The organism is Senegalia massiliensis (genome assembly GCF_900626135.1).
GTDB lineage: Bacteria > Bacillota > Clostridia > Tissierellales > SIT17 > Anaeromonas > Anaeromonas massiliensis.
This window is the reverse complement of the sequence record NZ_LR130785.1, coordinates 1,697,343-1,716,061: the sequence shown is the minus strand read 5'-3', so window position 1 is coordinate 1,716,061 and position 18,719 is coordinate 1,697,343. Positions and strand designations below refer to the sequence as shown.

Genomic DNA, 18,719 nt, shown 5'->3' with positions numbered 1-18,719 from the left:
TTATTATTTTTTCTTAGTTTTTTTATCTTTATCTTTATCTTTATCTACTTCTTCAGAGTTATCTTGAATTAGGCCATAGTATTCACGTACTTTTTTTTCAATTTCTTCTGATGTTTCAGGATTTTCTTTTAGATAATCTTTTGCATTTTCTCTACCTTGGCCTAGTCTTTGATCTCCATAACTATACCAAGAACCAGCTTTATTAATAATATCAGCTGATACAGCAACATCTAAAATGTTTCCTTCCTTAGATATTCCCTCTCCATACATAATGTCAAACTCAGCTTTTTTGAAAGGTGGAGCAACTTTGTTTTTTACTATTTTTACTCTTGTTCTATTACCAATCATATTATCGCCTTGTTTTAATGTTTCTATTCTTCTAACATCCAATCTAACAGATGCATAAAATTTAAGTGCTCTACCTCCAGGAGTTGTTTCAGGATTTCCAAACATAACTCCTACTTTTTCTCTCAATTGATTTATAAATATAGCAATAGTGTTTGATTTTTTTATTGCTCCAGCCAACTTTCTAAGAGCTTGAGACATAAGTCTAGCTTGTAGACCTACATGGCTAGCACCCATTTCTCCTTCTATTTCCGCCTTAGGAACTAGGGCAGCAACAGAATCCACAACAACTATATCAACAGCTCCACTTCTTACTAATGCTTCTGCTATCTCAAGTGCTTGTTCTCCTGTATCTGGTTGTGAAACAATTAAATTTTCCACATCCACCCCTAAGTTTTTAGCATAAGCAGGATCTAAAGCATGTTCAGCATCTATGAATGCAGCTGTACCTCCTTTTTTTTGTGCCTCAGCTACAGCATGTAATGCAACTGTAGTTTTACCTGAAGATTCAGGTCCATATATTTCAATTACTCTTCCTTTAGGTAGTCCTCCTATACCTAATGCTATATCTAGTTCTAAAGAACCAGTAGAAATAGAATCAACATTAAGTTTAGCATCTTCTCCTAACATCATAATTGATCCTTTTCCAAATTGTTTTTCAATTTGATTAATTGCCATTTCTAAAGCTTTCTTTTTTTCCATCATATTATCCCCAGTATAACTGGTTCACCTACCTTTCATTTTCCGAACGGATGTTCTAATGAAATTATATATGAAATAATATTATTAGTCAAATATTATTCGAATTTTTTTATTAGAAATTTCCTCAATTCATTGAATGCATATAAACTAGTTTTATTTTGTATATGAATTCTATCCCCATTTAAAACAATTTTTTTACAAAGACTATTGTTTTTATCAGCAATACCTATGTATACAAGTCCTATAGGTTTATTTTTTGTATTGCCAGTGGGACCTGCTATGCCAGTAACTGAAAGAGAAATATCTAGGTTATATTTATTTATTAAACCTGTACACATTTCTAAAGCCACTTTTTCACTTACAGCACCATGATTTTGTAAAGTTAATTTTTTTACATCTAATAAATTTATCTTAGATTCATTACTATAAGTTACTAAGCCTAAAGGAAATACTTCTGATATTCCCGATAGCTTTGTAAATTTACTACTTATTAACCCTCCTGTTAAGGACTCTGCAAAACCAATTTTTAATCTATGCTTTTTTAATAAATCAAAAACTAATTTTTCTAAAGTATCATCATCATATCCCCATATAAATTTTTCAATATTTATACTCTCTAAAAATTTATCTACATTTTCTTTGGCCTGAGATAGTATTTTATTATATGATGTAATTTTTATATCAACAATACCATTATATGCATATGTTCCTATCTTTATATTATCACTAAAATAAGGCTTAATTTTTTCTTCTAATTGAGATTCTCCAATGCCTATTGTTTTAATAGTTTTACTATATATTTTTTTGTCAGATAAATTCTGTAAATGTTTCTCAACTATTCTATCAAACATAGATTTTAATTCCTTAGGTGGCCCAGGTAGTAAAAAAATATATTTATTATTTTTTTTAATAAACATACCAGGTGCAGTACCTTTTTCATTTGGAATTACAGTAGAATTTTCAATTCTATAAGCTTGTTTGATGTTGTTTTTTGTCATAATATAGTTATTTTTACTAAATTTCAATTCTAAATTTTGTAATAGTACTTCATCTAAATATAAGTTATAATTTAAAGCTTTTGAAACAGCTTCTCTAGTAATATCATCATCAGTTGGACCTAAACCTCCTGTTATAATTACTATGTCAGAATCTTTTAATGACTTTTTCGTTATCTCAACAATTGAATTAATCTCATCTTTAATAATGTGATTTCTTTTAACTGAGATATTTATATCTTTTAAGTTTCTAGATATATATTGACCATTTGTATTTAATATGTCTCCATCTAGTATTTCATCACCTATATTTATAATTATAGAATCCATAAAATCTCCCTTTAATTTTGTATTTTTAACAAATTAATATTTTTATAGATATAATCTACACCAGAAACTATAGTAAATATTACAGCTAAATATAACATTATTTTATCAAAAGGAAAATTTAAATAATTAAAAGGAAAATTTTCTAACAAAATACTTGTTATAGCGATTAATTGTGTTATAGTTTTTACTTTACCCCACTTACTAGCTGCAATAGTAACCCCTTCTGATGCACCAAGAGTTCTTAGTCCTGTTATAGCAAACTCTCTAGCAATTATAACTATTACAATCCAAGCAGGTATAATTCCTAACTCTGTTAAAGATATTAAAGCAGAAGAAACTAAAAGCTTATCTGCAAGAGGGTCCATGAACTTTCCAAACTTAGTAATTAAATTTCTACTTCTTGCTATATGCCCATCTAACATATCTGTTAACGCAGCAATAATAAATATAAATGCTGATATGATCTTTCCATTTGGAATGGTATCAACTAATAAAAATACCATAAATACTGGCACTAAAAATATTCTAAATAATGTAAGTTTATTTGCTAAATTCATCTAAAATTTCTCCTTTTAAATCATATTCAAAACTATCTTTTATATTAACTTTTACAAATTCTCCTATATTAATATTTCTTTGAAGGTCTGAATTTATATATACATATCCATCTATTTCTGGAGCATCCATATATGTTCTCCCTATAAGAAGATTTTCATCTTCTAAACTTTCTTCTATTAATACTTCATAATTTTTATTTATTTTTTCATGTAATAGTTCTTGAGATATTTGTTGCTGAAGTTCCATTAAAATATTTTTTCTTTCAAGTTTTACTGATTCATCTATTTGATCTTTAAAATTATTTGCTGCAGTTCCTTCTTGGTCAGAGTATGTAAATACTCCTAAACGATCAAATTTTATATTTTTCACAAAATCATATAGCTCATTAAAGTCGTCTTTAGTTTCACCTGGAAAACCTACCATTAATGTAGTTCTAATTATTATATTAGGAATTTTTGTTCTTAAATTATTTATCAGTTGTTTAATAGAATCTTTATCTGTATTTCTATTCATTCTTTTTAAAATATTATTGCTTATATGTTGAATAGGAATATCAACATATTTTAAAACTTTATCATTATTATTTATTGAGTTTATTAGCTCATTAGAAAAAGTTTCAGGATACATATATAATATTCTTATCCATTTTAATTTTTCGATTTTATTTAATTCATCTAATAACTCAGGCAATTTATATTTATCATATAAATCAATTCCATATTTAGTAGTATCTTGAGCAATTAATATTATCTCTCTTGTACCCCTTTTTACTAATTCATTTGCTTCTTTTATTATTGAATCCATTTTTCTACTTTTATATTTTCCTCTTAGTTTAGGAATAATACAATAAGTACAATAATTATCACATCCTTCTGATATTTTTATGTAGGATGTTACACTAGGTTCTAAAGGTATTCTAGGATTTTCTTCTAAGTAATTGTTATCAATATTTCCTACTTTAATTATCTTTTTATCATTATAATTTTTTATAATATATGAAATATCTTTTATATTTCCAGTCCCCACCAATGCATCGATCTCTGGTATTTCATCAATAAGCATTTTTTTATATCTTTCGCTTAGACAACCTGCTACAATTAACATATTACATTCACCATGTTTTTTATATTCAGCCATCTCTAAAATTGTGTCTATTGATTCTTCTTTAGCAGCGTCGATAAATCCACAAGTATTAATTATAATAATATTTGCATTATCTAGTTCATTAACAACACTGTATCCTTCCTCATTCAATGAACCTATTATTAATTCTGAGTCAACTAAGTTCTTTGAACAACCTAGGGATATAATTGCTATATTTTTTGACATTTAAATTATCTCTCCTTTAATTTAGATTTAAAATCTATTAATTCTTTTGTTAATTCATTTATATCATCATAATTAATAACCATATCATATTCAGTTATTTTGTTTATGGAATGATTGTAAAGCGGATCATAATAATTCAACATTAATTCTTTAATTACATATTTGTAGTTACCATTAATAAATTGTTTTTCTAATTCTACAGTTATTTTTTTACCTAAGCGCTTTTTTAAATTCCTTATTGCTTTTATAACTAAATCATTATTGTTTATTTTATTATTTAAATAATCATTTTCTATAGTTTTTATTCTATTATTTAAATTTGTTTGTATTAAAATGTGATATCCCTTTTGAATATTATTATATAAAAAATCAGGTATAATAGAATTACCAATCCTTTTGCTTTCACTTTCAACAAATATAAAATTACTATTAAAACTTAAAAATTTATTTAATAATAAAGATTCAAATTTTTTTTGATTGCTAGATTTATTTTTATAAAAAATATTTCCAAAAACAGATCCACTGTTTTGTGCAATATTTTCTAAATCTAGTACTTCATGTCCTTTTAATTCAAGTTTTTTTAAACCTTCTGTTTTACCTACACCAGTATATCCATGAAGTACTATAAATTTAAATTTTTCATCGTAAGAATTTAAATTATTTATAACATAATTTCTATATTCTTTATATCCTCCATCTATAACATATATAGGCATATTTAAAATGTCTAAAACTTTAGCTATAGAGCTACTTCTCATTCCACCTCTATAACAAAATAATACTGCTTTTTTATTTGAATTTATTATTTTGTTGATTTCATCATAGTAATTTATTAATTTATTAGAAGCATATTTTAATCCCAATCTTCTAGCTTCATCTTTATTAACTTGAGTATAGATATATCCTATTTCTTCTCTTTCTTTGTTATTTAAAATTGGTATATTAATAGAATTTGGAATAGTATCTTCTTCATATTCTTTTGGACTTCTTACATCTATATATACTATATTTTTATCATTTTTGATATCTTTATAATTTATTCTTTTTATCATATTAACCCCTACTTTTATATTAACTTTCAATTTCCTCTTTTGTAACTAATACTTTTCTTGGTTTACTTCCTTCATGAGGACCAACAATACCTCTATCTTCCATTTCATCAACAATTCTTGCAGCTCTAGAATAACCAATTTTTAACTTTCTTTGTAAGTATGAAATAGAAGCCTGTCCTTCATCTATTACTAAATCAATAGCAGCAGGTAATAATTCATCAGAATCATCAAATATAGTATTTACATCTTTTTCAATATTATCAATTATTTCCTCTTGATAGTCTGCTTTATTTTCTTTTTTTAAGAAAGTTACAATATTTTCTACTTCTTTTTCATCAATATATGCACCTTGTAATCTTTTTGGTTTAGATGCACCTACAGGATAAAAGAGCATATCTCCTTTTCCTAATAATTTTTCTGCTCCACCCATATCTAGTATAGTTCTTGAATCAGCTTGAGATGAAACAGCAAATGATATTCTAGAAGGAATATTTGCTTTTATTGTCCCCGTGATAATATCTACTGAAGGTCTTTGAGTAGCTACAATTAAGTGAATCCCTGCCGCTCTAGCCATTTGAGCTAATCTACATATACTATCTTCTACTTCCCCAGGTGAAACCATCATTAAATCAGCTAATTCATCAATTATAACTACTATTTGTGGTAATTTATTAATATTTTCATCTTCTTTAGTTTTTTCATTATAACTCTTTATATCTCTAACGCTATTTTCAGCAAATAAGCTATACCTTTTATTCATTTCTTGAACAGCCCAATTCAAAGCAAAAGACGCTTTTTTAGGATCTGTAACTACTGGTATAAGAAGGTGTGGTATACCATTATATATACTCAGTTCAACTACTTTAGGGTCTATCATTAATAATTTTACTTCATCAGGTTTTGATTTATAAAGTATGCTAGTTATTAGAGTATTTATACAAACAGACTTACCAGAGCCTGTTGCTCCTGCTATAAGTAAATGTGGCATTTTTTCTATATTTGCTACAATAGGTTTACCTGCAATATCTTTTCCTAATGCAAATGATAACTTAGTATTAATATTTTTATATTCACTTGATTCTAGTACATCTCTTAAGTTAACATTAGATTTATCGTTATTAGGTACTTCGATTCCTATAGCAGCTTTTCCAGGTATAGGGGCTTCTATTCTAATATCAGAAGAAGCTAATCCTAAAGCTAAATCATCAGATAAATTAACAATTCTACTTACTTTTATTCCAGGTGCAGGTTGTAGTTCATATCTAGTTATAGTAGGACCTTTGCTTATTTGTGTAACCTCTGCAGAAATACCAAAATTATCTAAAATATTTTCTAGTTTTTTAGCATTATTTAGAACAGCTTTATTTTCTTTTTTATCTTGTATTATATTACTCTTTTTCAAAATATTTAATGATGGAAAATCATACTCATTATATTGAGTCTCAGATATTTTTATATTATTAGTAGAGTTTTCATCATTAGTATTATTATTAAGAGTATTATCTTTTATAGATTTATTATCATCTTTAAGTTTAGGTAAGTCATTAATATTTTTTTCTTTTTTATATTCATTTTTTGTATAATCTAGTATCTTTATTTTGTTATTTATATTTTTTTCTTTTTTAGTATCTATCTTTTTATCATTTATAACTTTAGGTTTATGCTTTGATTTAGTTTTATTATTCTTTTTTTTGTTATTTTTATGTTTAATTAATTTTTGTAATATTGTTTCAATATTATTTTTACTAAATCCTATTATTTTATATAATAATTCAACTATACTTATATTAGTAATACTTAGTACAAATATTATTAATAGTGTAAATAATATTAAATATGATCCGATTTTTCCAAATAACTTTAAAAATAAATAGGCAAATATAGATCCAATAATTCCTCCACTTCTATGAAATGATAACATGGAACCTTCTATAGATATTTTAATTCTATCAGATATATCTAACCCTTCTATTGTTGGTAAAAATTTTATATCAAATAATGTAATTAATGTTATAAATGCAATAATTATAAATATACTTTTTTGAGTTTTATAAATTTCTAATTTATTTATTAAATATAGGATTCCTATAATCATAATTAAATAAGGGAATATGTAACCACCTGAACCTATAAGTTGCCAAGTTTTATTTCCAATAAACTTAGCAATTATACCTTTTGAATTAGTATTCATACTATATAGTAGTAATATAGAAAAAGATATTATTAATATTCCTATAACTTCTTTATTAATTTGAGTGTTATGAGATTTTCTATTTTTTTTGTTTTTTTTTGACTTTGTACTCATCTTTTCACCTCTTATTATAAGGCTACTCCTTTCCAAAGGAGTAGCCTTGTTATGTCATTAATTATAACATAATATAAAAAATTATACTATTTTTTTATATTAGTTTTCATTTATTAAGGATTCCAATTTTTTAATAGCAGCATTTAATCCTCCTACTTGATTTATTAGTCCATAATTTACAGCTTCTTCTCCCACTAATATAGTTCCTACATCATTAGCTATTTCATCTGTATCATACATAAGCTTTTGTAAATTTTCTAGTGAAATATCAGTGCTTCTTAATATGAAATTAGAAATTCTTTCTTGCATTTTTTGGAGATATCTAAATGTTTGAGGAACACCTATGACAAGTCCTGTCATTCTTATTGGATGTAAAGTCATAGTGGCAGTAGGTGTAATAAATGAATAATCAGTAGCCGTAGCAAGAGGTATACCTATACTGTGACTACCACCGAGGACAAGAGATACTGTTGGTTTATCTATACTTTTAATCATTTCAGATATTGCAAGTCCTGCTTCAACATCTCCTCCTAATGTATTTAAAATAACTAGTAATCCTTTTATATCTTCATTTCTTTGAACAGAAATGAGTTGGGGAATTATGTGCTCATACTTTGTAGATTTTTTTTGAGGAGGTGAAATATTATGTCCTTCTATTTCACCTATTATTGATGTAAAATGAATGTCTCCTTTACTAGTTGGTATATTACTTACACCTAATGTTTCAATTGATTCTATAATTTTATTTTCATCTTTTTTTGAATCTTTATTTTTATCCACAAAAATACCATCCTTTTTTATTATTATAATGATATTTTTGTCTTTAAATAGATTCTTTATACTTTATACTTTAATAATTATTTAATAATTTAATTCTATTATAATCATATCTTCACCAATTTTTCTAATACTTTTCCACGGTATAGTAATTTCTTTTTTTTCACCAAAAAATTTAAATTGACCTCTTGAATCCGGTACTAATAGAGCTTCTATATTTCCTGTGCTCTCATCAATTAATATATCTGAATCTGCTATTATTCCAAGCCTTCCTCCATCGTTTAAATTTACAATTTCTTTCCCTCCTAATTCACTAAGTGTAACATTTTTTTTGTTTCCTATATCGTATATTTTCATTTTTTTCCCTCCTATTAGATTATATGTTTTATTTTTTATAATATTTCTTTATCAATTATGATAACATTATTTATGATAATATATATAAGAAGTAGATAAATTTATCTACTTCTTATATATATTAATTAATTCTGATTTAATATTCTTATTATCTAATCTTCCTACATATGCAATATTAATATTATCAATATCGAAAGTATTATCTATTACTTCTCTAATAGAACTTTTATTTACTTTATTTATACTATTTATAATTTCATTAGGTGTTTCTATTTTACTATTTAATAATTCGGACTTTCCATAGGAACTCATTCTACTAGAAGTATTTTCTAACCCTAATATGAAATTACCTTTTAATTGTTCTTTGGATTTAAATATTTCTTCTTCCGAAAAAATATTTGCTTTTATTTCCTTTATTTCATCAATAATTATTTTTGATACATCAACTAAATGTTTAGGATTTAAACCTGCATAAATAGTAAATATTCCAGTATCTTTATAAGTTGATGGATATGAGTAAATAGAATATGCTATACCTAAGTCTTCTCTTACTTTTTGAAATAGCCTAGAACTCATACTACCTCCAAAGATATTATTCAATACTAATAAAGAATATATATTTTTAGAAGATTGCTTTAACCCCTCCAAACCTAAACAAAGATGAAGCTGTTCAGTATCTTTATCTTTATATATAATATTTCTTTTTATTGTAGGACTTACCAATTTATTTGTTAACTTTTTTTTATTAGATTTCCACACTCCAAAGTTTTTTTCTAAAGTTTTTAAAATATTTTGTTCATCTATGTTTCCAACAATAGAAATAACAATATTTTCTGGAATATAATACTTTTTGAAATAATCTATTATTAACTCTTTAGTTAAATTGGTTATAGATTCCTTATTACCTAAAATTGGTAATGATAATGGGTGTTTTTTAAATACAGTATTTGATAAAAGATCATGTACTATTTCTTCTGGAGCATCTTCATACATATTAATTTCTTCAATTATTACATTTTTTTCTTTCTCTATCTCATTTGTATCAAAAGTTGAATTGAATAACATATCTTGTAAAATATCTATTGCTAAATCAATGTGATTATCTAGTATTTTTATGTAAAAACAAGTACATTCTTTACTAGTGAAGGCATTCATCTGTCCTCCAACTGAATCAATTTGTTCTGCGATATCTCTGGCAGTTCTATTTTTAGTACCTTTAAATAAAATATGTTCAATAAAGTGGGAAACTCCATTATTATCTTTATTTTCATACCTTGAGCCCGATTCAACCCATAATCCAATTGATATAGAATTTACATATGGTATATTTTCAGTTATTATTCTAATTCCATTTGACAATTTTGTTTTATTATACAATGATTTTCTCTCCTAAAATTAAACTTATTTATTCATTATATTAAAGTATATTTATTAATTCAATATATCTGATATTTTTTCTATTGAAAATCCTTTATCTTTTAGCTTTTCAATAATTATTGGTAATGCTTTAATAGTTTCTTCTTTAGGGTGCATTAAAACTATAGAATTTTTATCTGTTTTTGATATTACTCTTTCTATTATTATATTTTTTGTACTGTCTTTTCTCCAATCTATTGTATCTACTGTCCACATTATAACTTTATGATTTTCTTCTTTAGCAGCTTGAATAGTAAAATCATTAAAACTACCTGAAGGTGGAGCAAATAATTTTGGTTTTTTTCCTATTATTTTAGCTATTATTGTATCTGCCTTTTTAATTTCTTCTAGATTTAAAGTGTAACTCAAATCTCCATAATTTCTATGCATATAACCATGACTACCTATCTCATGTCCATTTTCATACATTTCTCTAAGCATATCAGAGTTTTTTTCTGCCCACTTTCCTGTCACAAAAAAAGTAATTTTTATATTATTATCATCAAAAACTTTTAACATCTCAGGTATTAATTCTTCACCCCAATCAACATTACATGCAAATGATATAGCATTCTTATTGCTATTACCTTCATAATATATATTGCTATTATTAAATGTATGTATTGATTCACTTCTAAAAGATAAATACATAAATAGTGATAATATAATCAAAAATATTAAAATTATATATACCATTTTATACTTTATATATAATATTTTCATAATATACCTCCTAATAGTCTATATAATATATTAATATTCATGATTATTAAATTTATAATCAAAAAAACATAAAACTTTATTAAAGTTTTATGTTTAATTATCTTCTTCAGTTTCAGGTAATGCATCTTTTCTAGATAGATTAATTCTACCTTGCTTATCAATATTTGTTACTTTTACTAAGACTTCATCATCTTTAGATAAAACATCTTCTACTTTCTCTACTCTTTCCTTAGCTATATTAGAAATATGAACTAAGCCTTCTTTACCAGGCAACACTTCTACAAAAGCACCAAAAGGCATTATTTTAACAACTTTTCCTAAGTAAATTTCGCCTACTTCTACCTCTTTCACTATATCGTTTATCATATCAATAGCTTTATTTCCAGCTTCCATATTTTCTGATGCAATAAGAACTTTCCCACTATCTTCTATATCAATTTTAACTCCAGTTTCATCTATTATTTTATTGATAGTTTTTCCTCCAGGACCTATTATATCCCTAATTTTATCAGGATTAACTTCCATAGTAAGAATTCTTGGAGCATAAGGAGATAATTCTTTTCTAGGTGTAGATATAACGCTATTCATCTTATCAAGAATATATAGTCTTCCTTCTCTTGCACGTCTTAATGCTTCAGTCAATACTTCTCTATTAATTCCAGATATTTTAATATCCATTTGTATTGCTGTTATTCCTTCTTCTGTTCCAGCAACTTTAAAGTCCATATCTCCTAGAAAATCTTCCATTCCTTGTATATCACTTAATACAGTTACATTATCATTTTCTTTTATAAGTCCCATAGCAATACCAGCTACATTTGACTTAATAGGAACTCCAGCATCTAAAAGTGCTAGGGTACTTCCACATACACTTGCTTGTGAAGATGATCCATTTGAACTTAAAACTTCAGAGACTAACCTTATTGTATAAGGGAACTCATCTACAGAAGGTATTACAACTTCAAGTGCTCTTTCCGCTAATGCACCATGCCCAATTTCTCTTCTTCCAGGGCCTCTTAAAAATTTAGCTTCCCCTGTACTATATGGTGGGAAATTATAGTGATGCATATATCTTTTAGATTCTTCTTCTCCTAAACCATCTATAACTTGAACATCTCCAGCAGCTCCTAATGTTGCTACAGTTAATGCTTGAGTTTGACCTCTTGTAAATAACCCCGAACCATGAGTTCTAGGAAGTAATCCTACTTCACATGATATAGGTCTAATTTCATCAATTTTTCTATTGTCTGGTCTTATTCCATCTTCACTTATCATTTTTCGTACTTGACTTTTTAGTATAGCTTGTAATGTATCTTCAACATCTTTAATATTATCTGGATAAATTTCTTCAAAATGTAGTACAGTTTCTTCTTTAACTTTCTCTATATTCTCTTTTCTTTCTAATTTATCTTCTGTTTTTATAGCATTTACCATTTTTTCTATAGCGAAATTATTTACTTCTTCTGAGATATCTACATCAGGTAAAAACACTTCAAATTCTGATTTTTCTTTTCCAACTTCATCTTTAATTTCACTTATAAATTCACATATACCTTTTATTTCATCATGTGCTGTAAGTATTGCATCTAACATAGTTTCTTCAGAAATTATGTTTGCTCCTGCTTCAACCATCATGATTGCTTCTTTAGTTCCAGAGACTATTAAATTAAGATCAGATTGATCTCTTTCTTCACTATTTGGATTGATTATTAAATTTCCATCTACTAATCCTACAGAAACAGAACCTGTTGGACCATCAAAAGGAATATCTGAAATACTTAAAGCTATAGATGAACCAATCATTGCTACTATATCAGGTGTATGATCTTGGTCTACAGATAAAACTGTAGTTATAACTTGAACATCATTTCTATAACCTTTTGGAAATAAAGGCCTAATTGGTCTATCAATTAATCTTGAAGTAAGAATTGCTTTCTCACTTGGCCTTCCTTCTCTCTTTATAAAACCACCAGGTATTTTCCCTACAGAATATAGTTTTTCTTGAAAATCTACACTTAAAGGGAAAAAGTCTATACCTTCCTTTGGAGATTTAGAAGCTGTAGCTGTAGCAAGTACTACAGTATCTCCATATTGTATAAGACAAGCACCATTTGCTAGTTCAGCAACTTTGCCTATAGTCACACTTAACTTTTTTCCAGCAAGAGTATACTCAAATGTTTTTTCCATGTTATGCCTCCTAAATTTAATTTACACATTCTTATCATATTTTTGCTCTAAAAATAATAGAGCGGGTAAGCCCCGCTCTTATTATTTCCTTAATCCAAGTCTTTCAATCAATTCACGATATCTATTTACATCTTTTTTCATTAAATAATTTAAAAGACCTCTTCTTTTACCAACCATTTTTAAAAGACCTCTTCTTGAATGATGATCTTTTTTATGTTCCTTTAAATGATCATTTAACTCATTTATTCTATGAGTTAAAATTGCAATTTGTACTTCTGGAGAACCAGTATCTCCTTCGTGAGTTTTATACTCTTCAATAATATTTGTCTTTTCTTCTTTACTTATCATGTAAGTACCTCCTAATATTTTATATTAATCCTGATCCCAAGGATAAAGCCGAGGTAACAATATCCATAGAATAAGGCTCATAAGTTAATTTTACCATAATAATATAATGTTGTAAACATTATTCTGATATAGATCTTATATCAGAATTCATTTGTTCAATTAACTCTTCTTTGCTATTAAATTTTTTTTCATCTCTAAGAAACTCTAAAAATTCAACTTTTATTTCTTCATTATATATGTCTTTATCAAAGTTTAAAATATATGTTTCAATAGAAATATTTTTGTTTTTCTCAAATGTTGGATTAAACCCAACATTTGTTAGGCTATTATATACATTTGATTTATAAGTAGTTTTAGTTTTATATAACCCAATCTTTGGGACAATATAATTACTATTAAGATAAATATTTGCTGTAGGGAACCCTAAGTTTTTACCTCGCTTTTTCCCATGAATAACTTTTCCTTCTACGGAAAATGATCTACCTAAATATTTGTTAGCCTTCTCAACATTTCCTTCTAATATCAATTCTCTAATTAAACTACTACTTACAATTTCTCCATTATTTTTTATAGGCGATACTACATCTACCTTAAAATCATATAAATTACTTAATTTTTTTAATAATTTAGTATCTCCTTTACCTTTATATCCAAATCTATAGTTAAAACCTACAACTATTCTCTTAACATTTAAATTATCAACAAGTATATCTTTAACAAATTTTTCTGGATCCATTTTCATAAACTCTTTACTAAATGCGATCATTACAAGATAATCTATACCTGATTTTTTTAGAATTTCAACCTTTTCATCATTAGTAATTATTAATTTAGGCTCTTCTCTATTAGGTATTATACTAGCAGGATGATTACTAAATGTAAATAATACACTTTTTAAATTTTCTTCTTTAGATTCTTTTATAACATTTTCAATTAAGGTTTGATGACCAATATGTAGTCCATCAAAACTACCTAAACAAATAACAGTATTTTCTTTAATTTTTTCATTAATATTTTTGATTATTTTCATTTTATTCACCTTCAAATTAAAACTTTATTCATCTTTAAAACAGTACAATTATTTTTAAAAACAACCGATCCTATACCTATAAAAGTTTCATCACAATAAATTTTATATTCAGTATCAAGTTTAAATTTAGATATACCTAATCTTTCAGTATCAATATTTAATCCATTTGATATATGCTTATAAAATTTTTTATCAATTATAAATTTGTCCATAAATTCTACAGCGAAATCCATAGGTAGTATAAAACTAAAATCATTACTTTCAACCTGTTTTAAAATATTTTCTAATGTATGAGAATATTTCACTTCAAATTCTCCTACCTTTATTCTCTCTAAAAAAGACATATGTCCAAATGTACCAAGTCTTTCTCCTATGTCATTACATAATGTCCTGACATAAGTTCCTTTAGAACAAGTAACATCAAAAATAATCTTGTTACTTTTAATAGTTACAACATCTATGCTTTCTATATATATTTCTCTAGATTTTCTTTCTACGCTTTCTCCTTTTCTAGCTAGTTCATAAAGTCTTTTACCATTGTGCTTTAATGCTGAATACATTGGAGGAATTTGAGTTGTTTTACCTACAAAACTATTAATAACTTCTATTATTGTATCTCTCGATACAATTTTTCTAGATTCATTTAATATTTTACCATACTTGTCCTGTGTATCTGTAGAAAACCCTAAAGTTAGTTCTGTTCTATATTTTTTATTTTCATATTGAATATATTCTATTAATTTTGTTGACTTACCGATACAAATTGGTAAAACACCAGCAGCATTTGGATCTAATGTACCAGTATGACCTACTTTTTTCATATTCAAAGTTTTTCTTATAAAATTTACAACATCATGTGATGTCATAGCAGATGGTTTTAATACATTAATTATACCATTCATATATATCACCTTAATTTTTTATTTATTAACTCTAATAGTTCATATTTTATTTTTTCTATATTCCCTTCTACAACCATTCCTGCAGCTTTTTTATGGCCTCCACCATTAAAATGAGTTGCAATATGTGATACATCTAAATATGATTTTGACCTTAAACTAACTTTATATTTATTAATATCTATTTCTTTAATTACACCTGCAATTTCTATGTTTTCAGTATCTCTAATAAACTCCACTATACCTTCTATATCACTAACTGAAGCATTAGCTTTTCTCATCATATTTTTAGTAATAATAGTTATTCCAACTTTATTATTATAATGAAACTCTATTTTTTTGATAGCTTCTATAAATATACTTGTCGTTTCAATAGATCTATTTTGATATAAATAAAATATAATTTTAGATTTGTCAATATTGTATTCTAATAATTCAGAAGCTATTCTATGTGTATTAGCATCTGTACTTTCATATTTAAAGCTACCAGTATCTGAAGATATACCTGTATATAGTGCCTCAGCAATATCTTTATCTATAAATAAATTATTCTCTTTTAATAATTTAAATATAATTTCAGATGTTGAGCTTGCATCTGAATCTACAATATTAATTTCTCCAAAAAGATTATTAGACTTATGATGATCTATATTAATAATGCTTTTAAAATTTTCAATAACATTATTAATAGCACCTATTCTATTTAAATCACCACAATCTAATGTTATTAATGTAGAATCATCATCAATATTCTTTAAAATTTTTAAATCTGATAAATAGTTCATATGATTTAAAAAATTAAAAGTATCTGGAATTTCATCTGATTTTAATAATATAACTTTTTCTCCATATTTATGTTTTAAAGATTTACCAAGTGCCATTAAGGAACCTATGCTATCACCATCTGGATTAATATGAGAAACTAGATAGATTTTGTTTGATCTATCTAGTTTCTTTAATATATCACTCTTCATCCTTATCCTCATCTTCTTTAATACTATCAATAAGTTTTGAAATGTAAATACCATTTTCAATAGAATTATCAGTATTAAATATAGGCTCTGGAATATAACGCAACTTCATTTTCTTTCCAATTTCTTTCCTTATATAACCTGAGGCACTTTTTAATGCTTCCAATGTATCTTTTTTTTCTTTATCGCTTCCTAATACAGAAATAAAGATCTTAACATATCTTAAATCATTAGTAACTTCTACATCAGTTATAGTTGTCATAGTAGCTATTCTTGGATCTTTAAGTTCTTTCAATATCATTGAACTAACTATTTTTTTAATTTCTTCAGATATTCTTGCTGTTCTTTTTGAACTCATTTAGTTCACCTTCCTAAATTATTACCTTTCTATTTCTTCCATCACAAAGGCTTCAATAATATCTCCTTCTTTAATATCATTATAATTTTCTATACCTATACCACCTTCATACCCTGTAGCTATTTCTTTAACATCATCTTTAAATCTTCTTAAAGAAGATATTTCTCCTTCATGTATAACAATATTATCTCTTAATAACCTTACACTTGAATTTCTTGTTACTTTTCCGTTAAGAATATATACTCCTGCAATTACTCCTGCATTAGGTACTTTAAATGTTGCCCTTACTTCAGCTCTACCTTGAACAACTTCTTTATATTCAGGTTCAAGCATACCTTTTATTGCGTTTTCAATATCTTCTATAGCTTTATATATAATTCTATATGTTCTAACATCTACTGATTCTCTTTCTGCTAAATTAGTAGCAGATGTTGTAGGTCTAACATTAAAACCAATAACTATTGCATTAGAAGCAGTAGCAAGCATTATATCACTCTCAGTAATAGCACCTACTCCTCCATGAATAGGGTTCACCTTAACTTCTTGATTACTTAACTTAACTAAAGCATCTTTCACAGCTTCAATAGAACCTTGAACATCAGCTTTTATTATTATATTAAGATCCTTAACTTCTCCAGTTTTTATCTGATCAAATAAATCATCTAAAGAAATATTTTGTTTTGATTTAATTTGATCTCTTTTAATTTGATCTTTTCTTTGATCTGCAAGTTCTCTAGCCTTTTTATCATCTTTTGCAGCAAATAGCTTATCTCCTGCTTGTGGAACTTCAGATAAACCTAATATTTCTACTGCAGTAGATGGGCTTGCTTTTTTAACTCTTTTGCCATAACTATCAATCATTGCTCTAACTCTACCACTTGCAGTTCCTGCTATGATAGAATCTCCTATTCGCAATGTTCCCTTTTGGATTAATACTGTTGCAACAGGACCTCTACCTTTATCAAGTTCAGCTTCTATTATTGTTCCAACTGCTTTTCTATTAGGATTAGCTTTTAATTCACTCATTTCAGATACTAAAAGTATCATTTCTAAAAGCTCATCTAATCCTTCTTTTTTAATTGCTGAAACTGGAACAGTTATAACATCGCCACCCCAATCTTCTGGAACTAAACCATGTTCAGTTAATTCTTGCTTAACTCTATCAGGGTTAGCCTCTGGTTTATCCATTTTATTGATTGCTACTATTATAGGTACATTTGCTGCTTTAGCATGATTTATTGCCTCTATTGTTTGTGGCATTACACCATCATCTGCAGCAACAACTAAAATTGCAACATCAGTAACTTGAGCACCTCTAGCTCTCATAGAAGTAAATGCTTCATGGCCTGGTGTATCTAAAAATACTATTTTATTACCATTTATATTAACTGTAGATGCTCCTATATGTTGTGTAATTCCTCCAGCTTCTCTTTGAGTAACATGACTTTCTCTTATAGCATCTAATAAAGATGTTTTACCATGATCAACATGACCCATTACTGTTACTACAGGTGGTCTTAAGATAAGATTTTCTTCATTATCTTCAAAATCTAATTCTTCTTCTTGTCTTTCTTCTAATGTTTTAGCTTCTCTTGTTTCAAAGCCGTATTCAGATACTATTAATTCAGTAGTATCTTCATCTAATTCTTGATTAATATTAGCCATTATACCCATACCAATTAACTTCCCAATCAATTCATTAGTAGAAACATCTAATTTATCTGCTAATTCTTTTACTGTTACTTTACCTTCTAGCTCTATTACATTTTCTTCATTCTCTTCACTTACATTATCTTGTTTTATATTATTATCGATGTCATTTTCTCCTTCATATTTATTGGAATTTGATTTTAATTCATTAGGCTTTTTATCAAATAATTCTTTTAAAATTTTAGCCTCATCATCATCTATAGTACTCATATGACTACTTACCTCTATATCTAATTCCTTCATTTTATTAATTAATTCTTTACTGCTAATCTCAAGTTCCTTTGCCAACTCATAAACTCTTTTTTTTGCCATATTACATTCACCCCC

General features: G+C 26.5%; 17 protein-coding genes. All 17 read right to left on the bottom strand.

The window, feature by feature from the left end; genetic code table 11:
- Positions 1-3 precede the first annotated feature (3 nt).
- Positions 4-1,050 (bottom strand): recombinase RecA, encoded by a 1,047-nt coding sequence (gene recA, locus E0D94_RS08590; protein ID WP_130807061.1) that lies wholly within the window; start codon positions 1,048-1,050, stop codon positions 4-6.
- Between the two features lie 92 nt (positions 1,051-1,142).
- Positions 1,143-2,372 carry a competence/damage-inducible protein A gene (locus tag E0D94_RS08585; RefSeq protein ID WP_130807060.1) on the bottom strand — a complete coding sequence of 410 codons (1,230 nt, stop codon included), beginning with the start codon at positions 2,370-2,372 and terminating at the stop codon, positions 1,143-1,145.
- 11 nt (positions 2,373-2,383) lie between these two features.
- Positions 2,384-2,929 carry a CDP-diacylglycerol--glycerol-3-phosphate 3-phosphatidyltransferase gene (gene pgsA, locus E0D94_RS08580; protein ID WP_130807059.1) on the bottom strand — a complete coding sequence of 182 codons (546 nt, stop codon included), beginning with the start codon at positions 2,927-2,929 and terminating at the stop codon, positions 2,384-2,386.
- Positions 2,913-4,259 carry a 30S ribosomal protein S12 methylthiotransferase RimO gene (gene rimO / locus E0D94_RS08575; protein ID WP_130807058.1) on the bottom strand — a complete coding sequence of 449 codons (1,347 nt, stop codon included), beginning with the start codon at positions 4,257-4,259 and terminating at the stop codon, positions 2,913-2,915. The genes pgsA and rimO overlap by 17 nt, the downstream gene beginning before the upstream one ends.
- A gap of 5 nt (positions 4,260-4,264) precedes the next feature.
- Entirely contained in the window at positions 4,265-5,311 is a 1,047-nt protein-coding gene (gene mnmH / locus E0D94_RS08570) for a tRNA 2-selenouridine(34) synthase MnmH (protein ID WP_130807057.1), read from the bottom strand.
- A gap of 19 nt (positions 5,312-5,330) precedes the next feature.
- The gene (locus E0D94_RS08565; RefSeq protein ID WP_130807056.1) at positions 5,331-7,616 is read right to left on the bottom strand and encodes an FtsK/SpoIIIE family DNA translocase; all 2,286 of its coding nucleotides are present in this window, start codon (positions 7,614-7,616) and stop codon (positions 5,331-5,333) included.
- Positions 7,617-7,715: 99 nt separating this feature from the next.
- Positions 7,716-8,396, bottom strand: a complete 681-nt coding sequence (locus tag E0D94_RS08560) for a ClpP family protease (protein WP_130807055.1) — start codon at positions 8,394-8,396, stop codon at positions 7,716-7,718.
- A gap of 81 nt (positions 8,397-8,477) precedes the next feature.
- Complete coding sequence (locus E0D94_RS08555; protein WP_130807054.1) at positions 8,478-8,750, bottom strand: YlmC/YmxH family sporulation protein; 273 nt, start codon at positions 8,748-8,750, stop codon at positions 8,478-8,480.
- A gap of 105 nt (positions 8,751-8,855) precedes the next feature.
- Positions 8,856-10,127, bottom strand: coding sequence for a M16 family metallopeptidase (locus tag E0D94_RS08550; RefSeq protein WP_130807053.1), 1,272 nt, complete (start codon positions 10,125-10,127; stop codon positions 8,856-8,858).
- Between the two features lie 54 nt (positions 10,128-10,181).
- On the bottom strand, positions 10,182-10,889 hold the full coding sequence (locus E0D94_RS08545; protein ID WP_130807052.1) for a polysaccharide deacetylase family protein: 708 nt from the start codon (positions 10,887-10,889) through the stop codon (positions 10,182-10,184).
- Positions 10,890-10,982: 93 nt separating this feature from the next.
- On the bottom strand, positions 10,983-13,076 hold the full coding sequence (gene pnp, locus E0D94_RS08540; RefSeq protein WP_130807051.1) for a polyribonucleotide nucleotidyltransferase: 2,094 nt from the start codon (positions 13,074-13,076) through the stop codon (positions 10,983-10,985).
- Between the two features lie 81 nt (positions 13,077-13,157).
- Positions 13,158-13,424 carry a 30S ribosomal protein S15 gene (gene rpsO / locus E0D94_RS08535; protein ID WP_130807050.1) on the bottom strand — a complete coding sequence of 89 codons (267 nt, stop codon included), beginning with the start codon at positions 13,422-13,424 and terminating at the stop codon, positions 13,158-13,160.
- Between the two features lie 118 nt (positions 13,425-13,542).
- Positions 13,543-14,454 (bottom strand): bifunctional riboflavin kinase/FAD synthetase, encoded by a 912-nt coding sequence (locus tag E0D94_RS08530; protein ID WP_130807049.1) that lies wholly within the window; start codon positions 14,452-14,454, stop codon positions 13,543-13,545.
- A gap of 11 nt (positions 14,455-14,465) precedes the next feature.
- On the bottom strand, positions 14,466-15,356 hold the full coding sequence (truB, locus tag E0D94_RS08525; RefSeq protein ID WP_130807048.1) for a tRNA pseudouridine(55) synthase TruB: 891 nt from the start codon (positions 15,354-15,356) through the stop codon (positions 14,466-14,468).
- Between the two features lie 5 nt (positions 15,357-15,361).
- A complete protein-coding gene (locus E0D94_RS08520; RefSeq protein WP_165442907.1) occupies positions 15,362-16,327 on the bottom strand; it encodes a DHH family phosphoesterase in 966 nt (321 codons plus the stop codon).
- Positions 16,317-16,682, bottom strand: coding sequence for a 30S ribosome-binding factor RbfA (rbfA, locus tag E0D94_RS08515; RefSeq protein ID WP_130807046.1), 366 nt, complete (start codon positions 16,680-16,682; stop codon positions 16,317-16,319). The genes E0D94_RS08520 and rbfA overlap by 11 nt, the downstream gene beginning before the upstream one ends.
- Positions 16,683-16,703: 21 nt before the next feature.
- The gene (gene infB, locus E0D94_RS08510) at positions 16,704-18,704 is read right to left on the bottom strand and encodes a translation initiation factor IF-2 (RefSeq protein WP_130807045.1); all 2,001 of its coding nucleotides are present in this window, start codon (positions 18,702-18,704) and stop codon (positions 16,704-16,706) included.
- Positions 18,705-18,719: the final 15 nt, after the last annotated feature.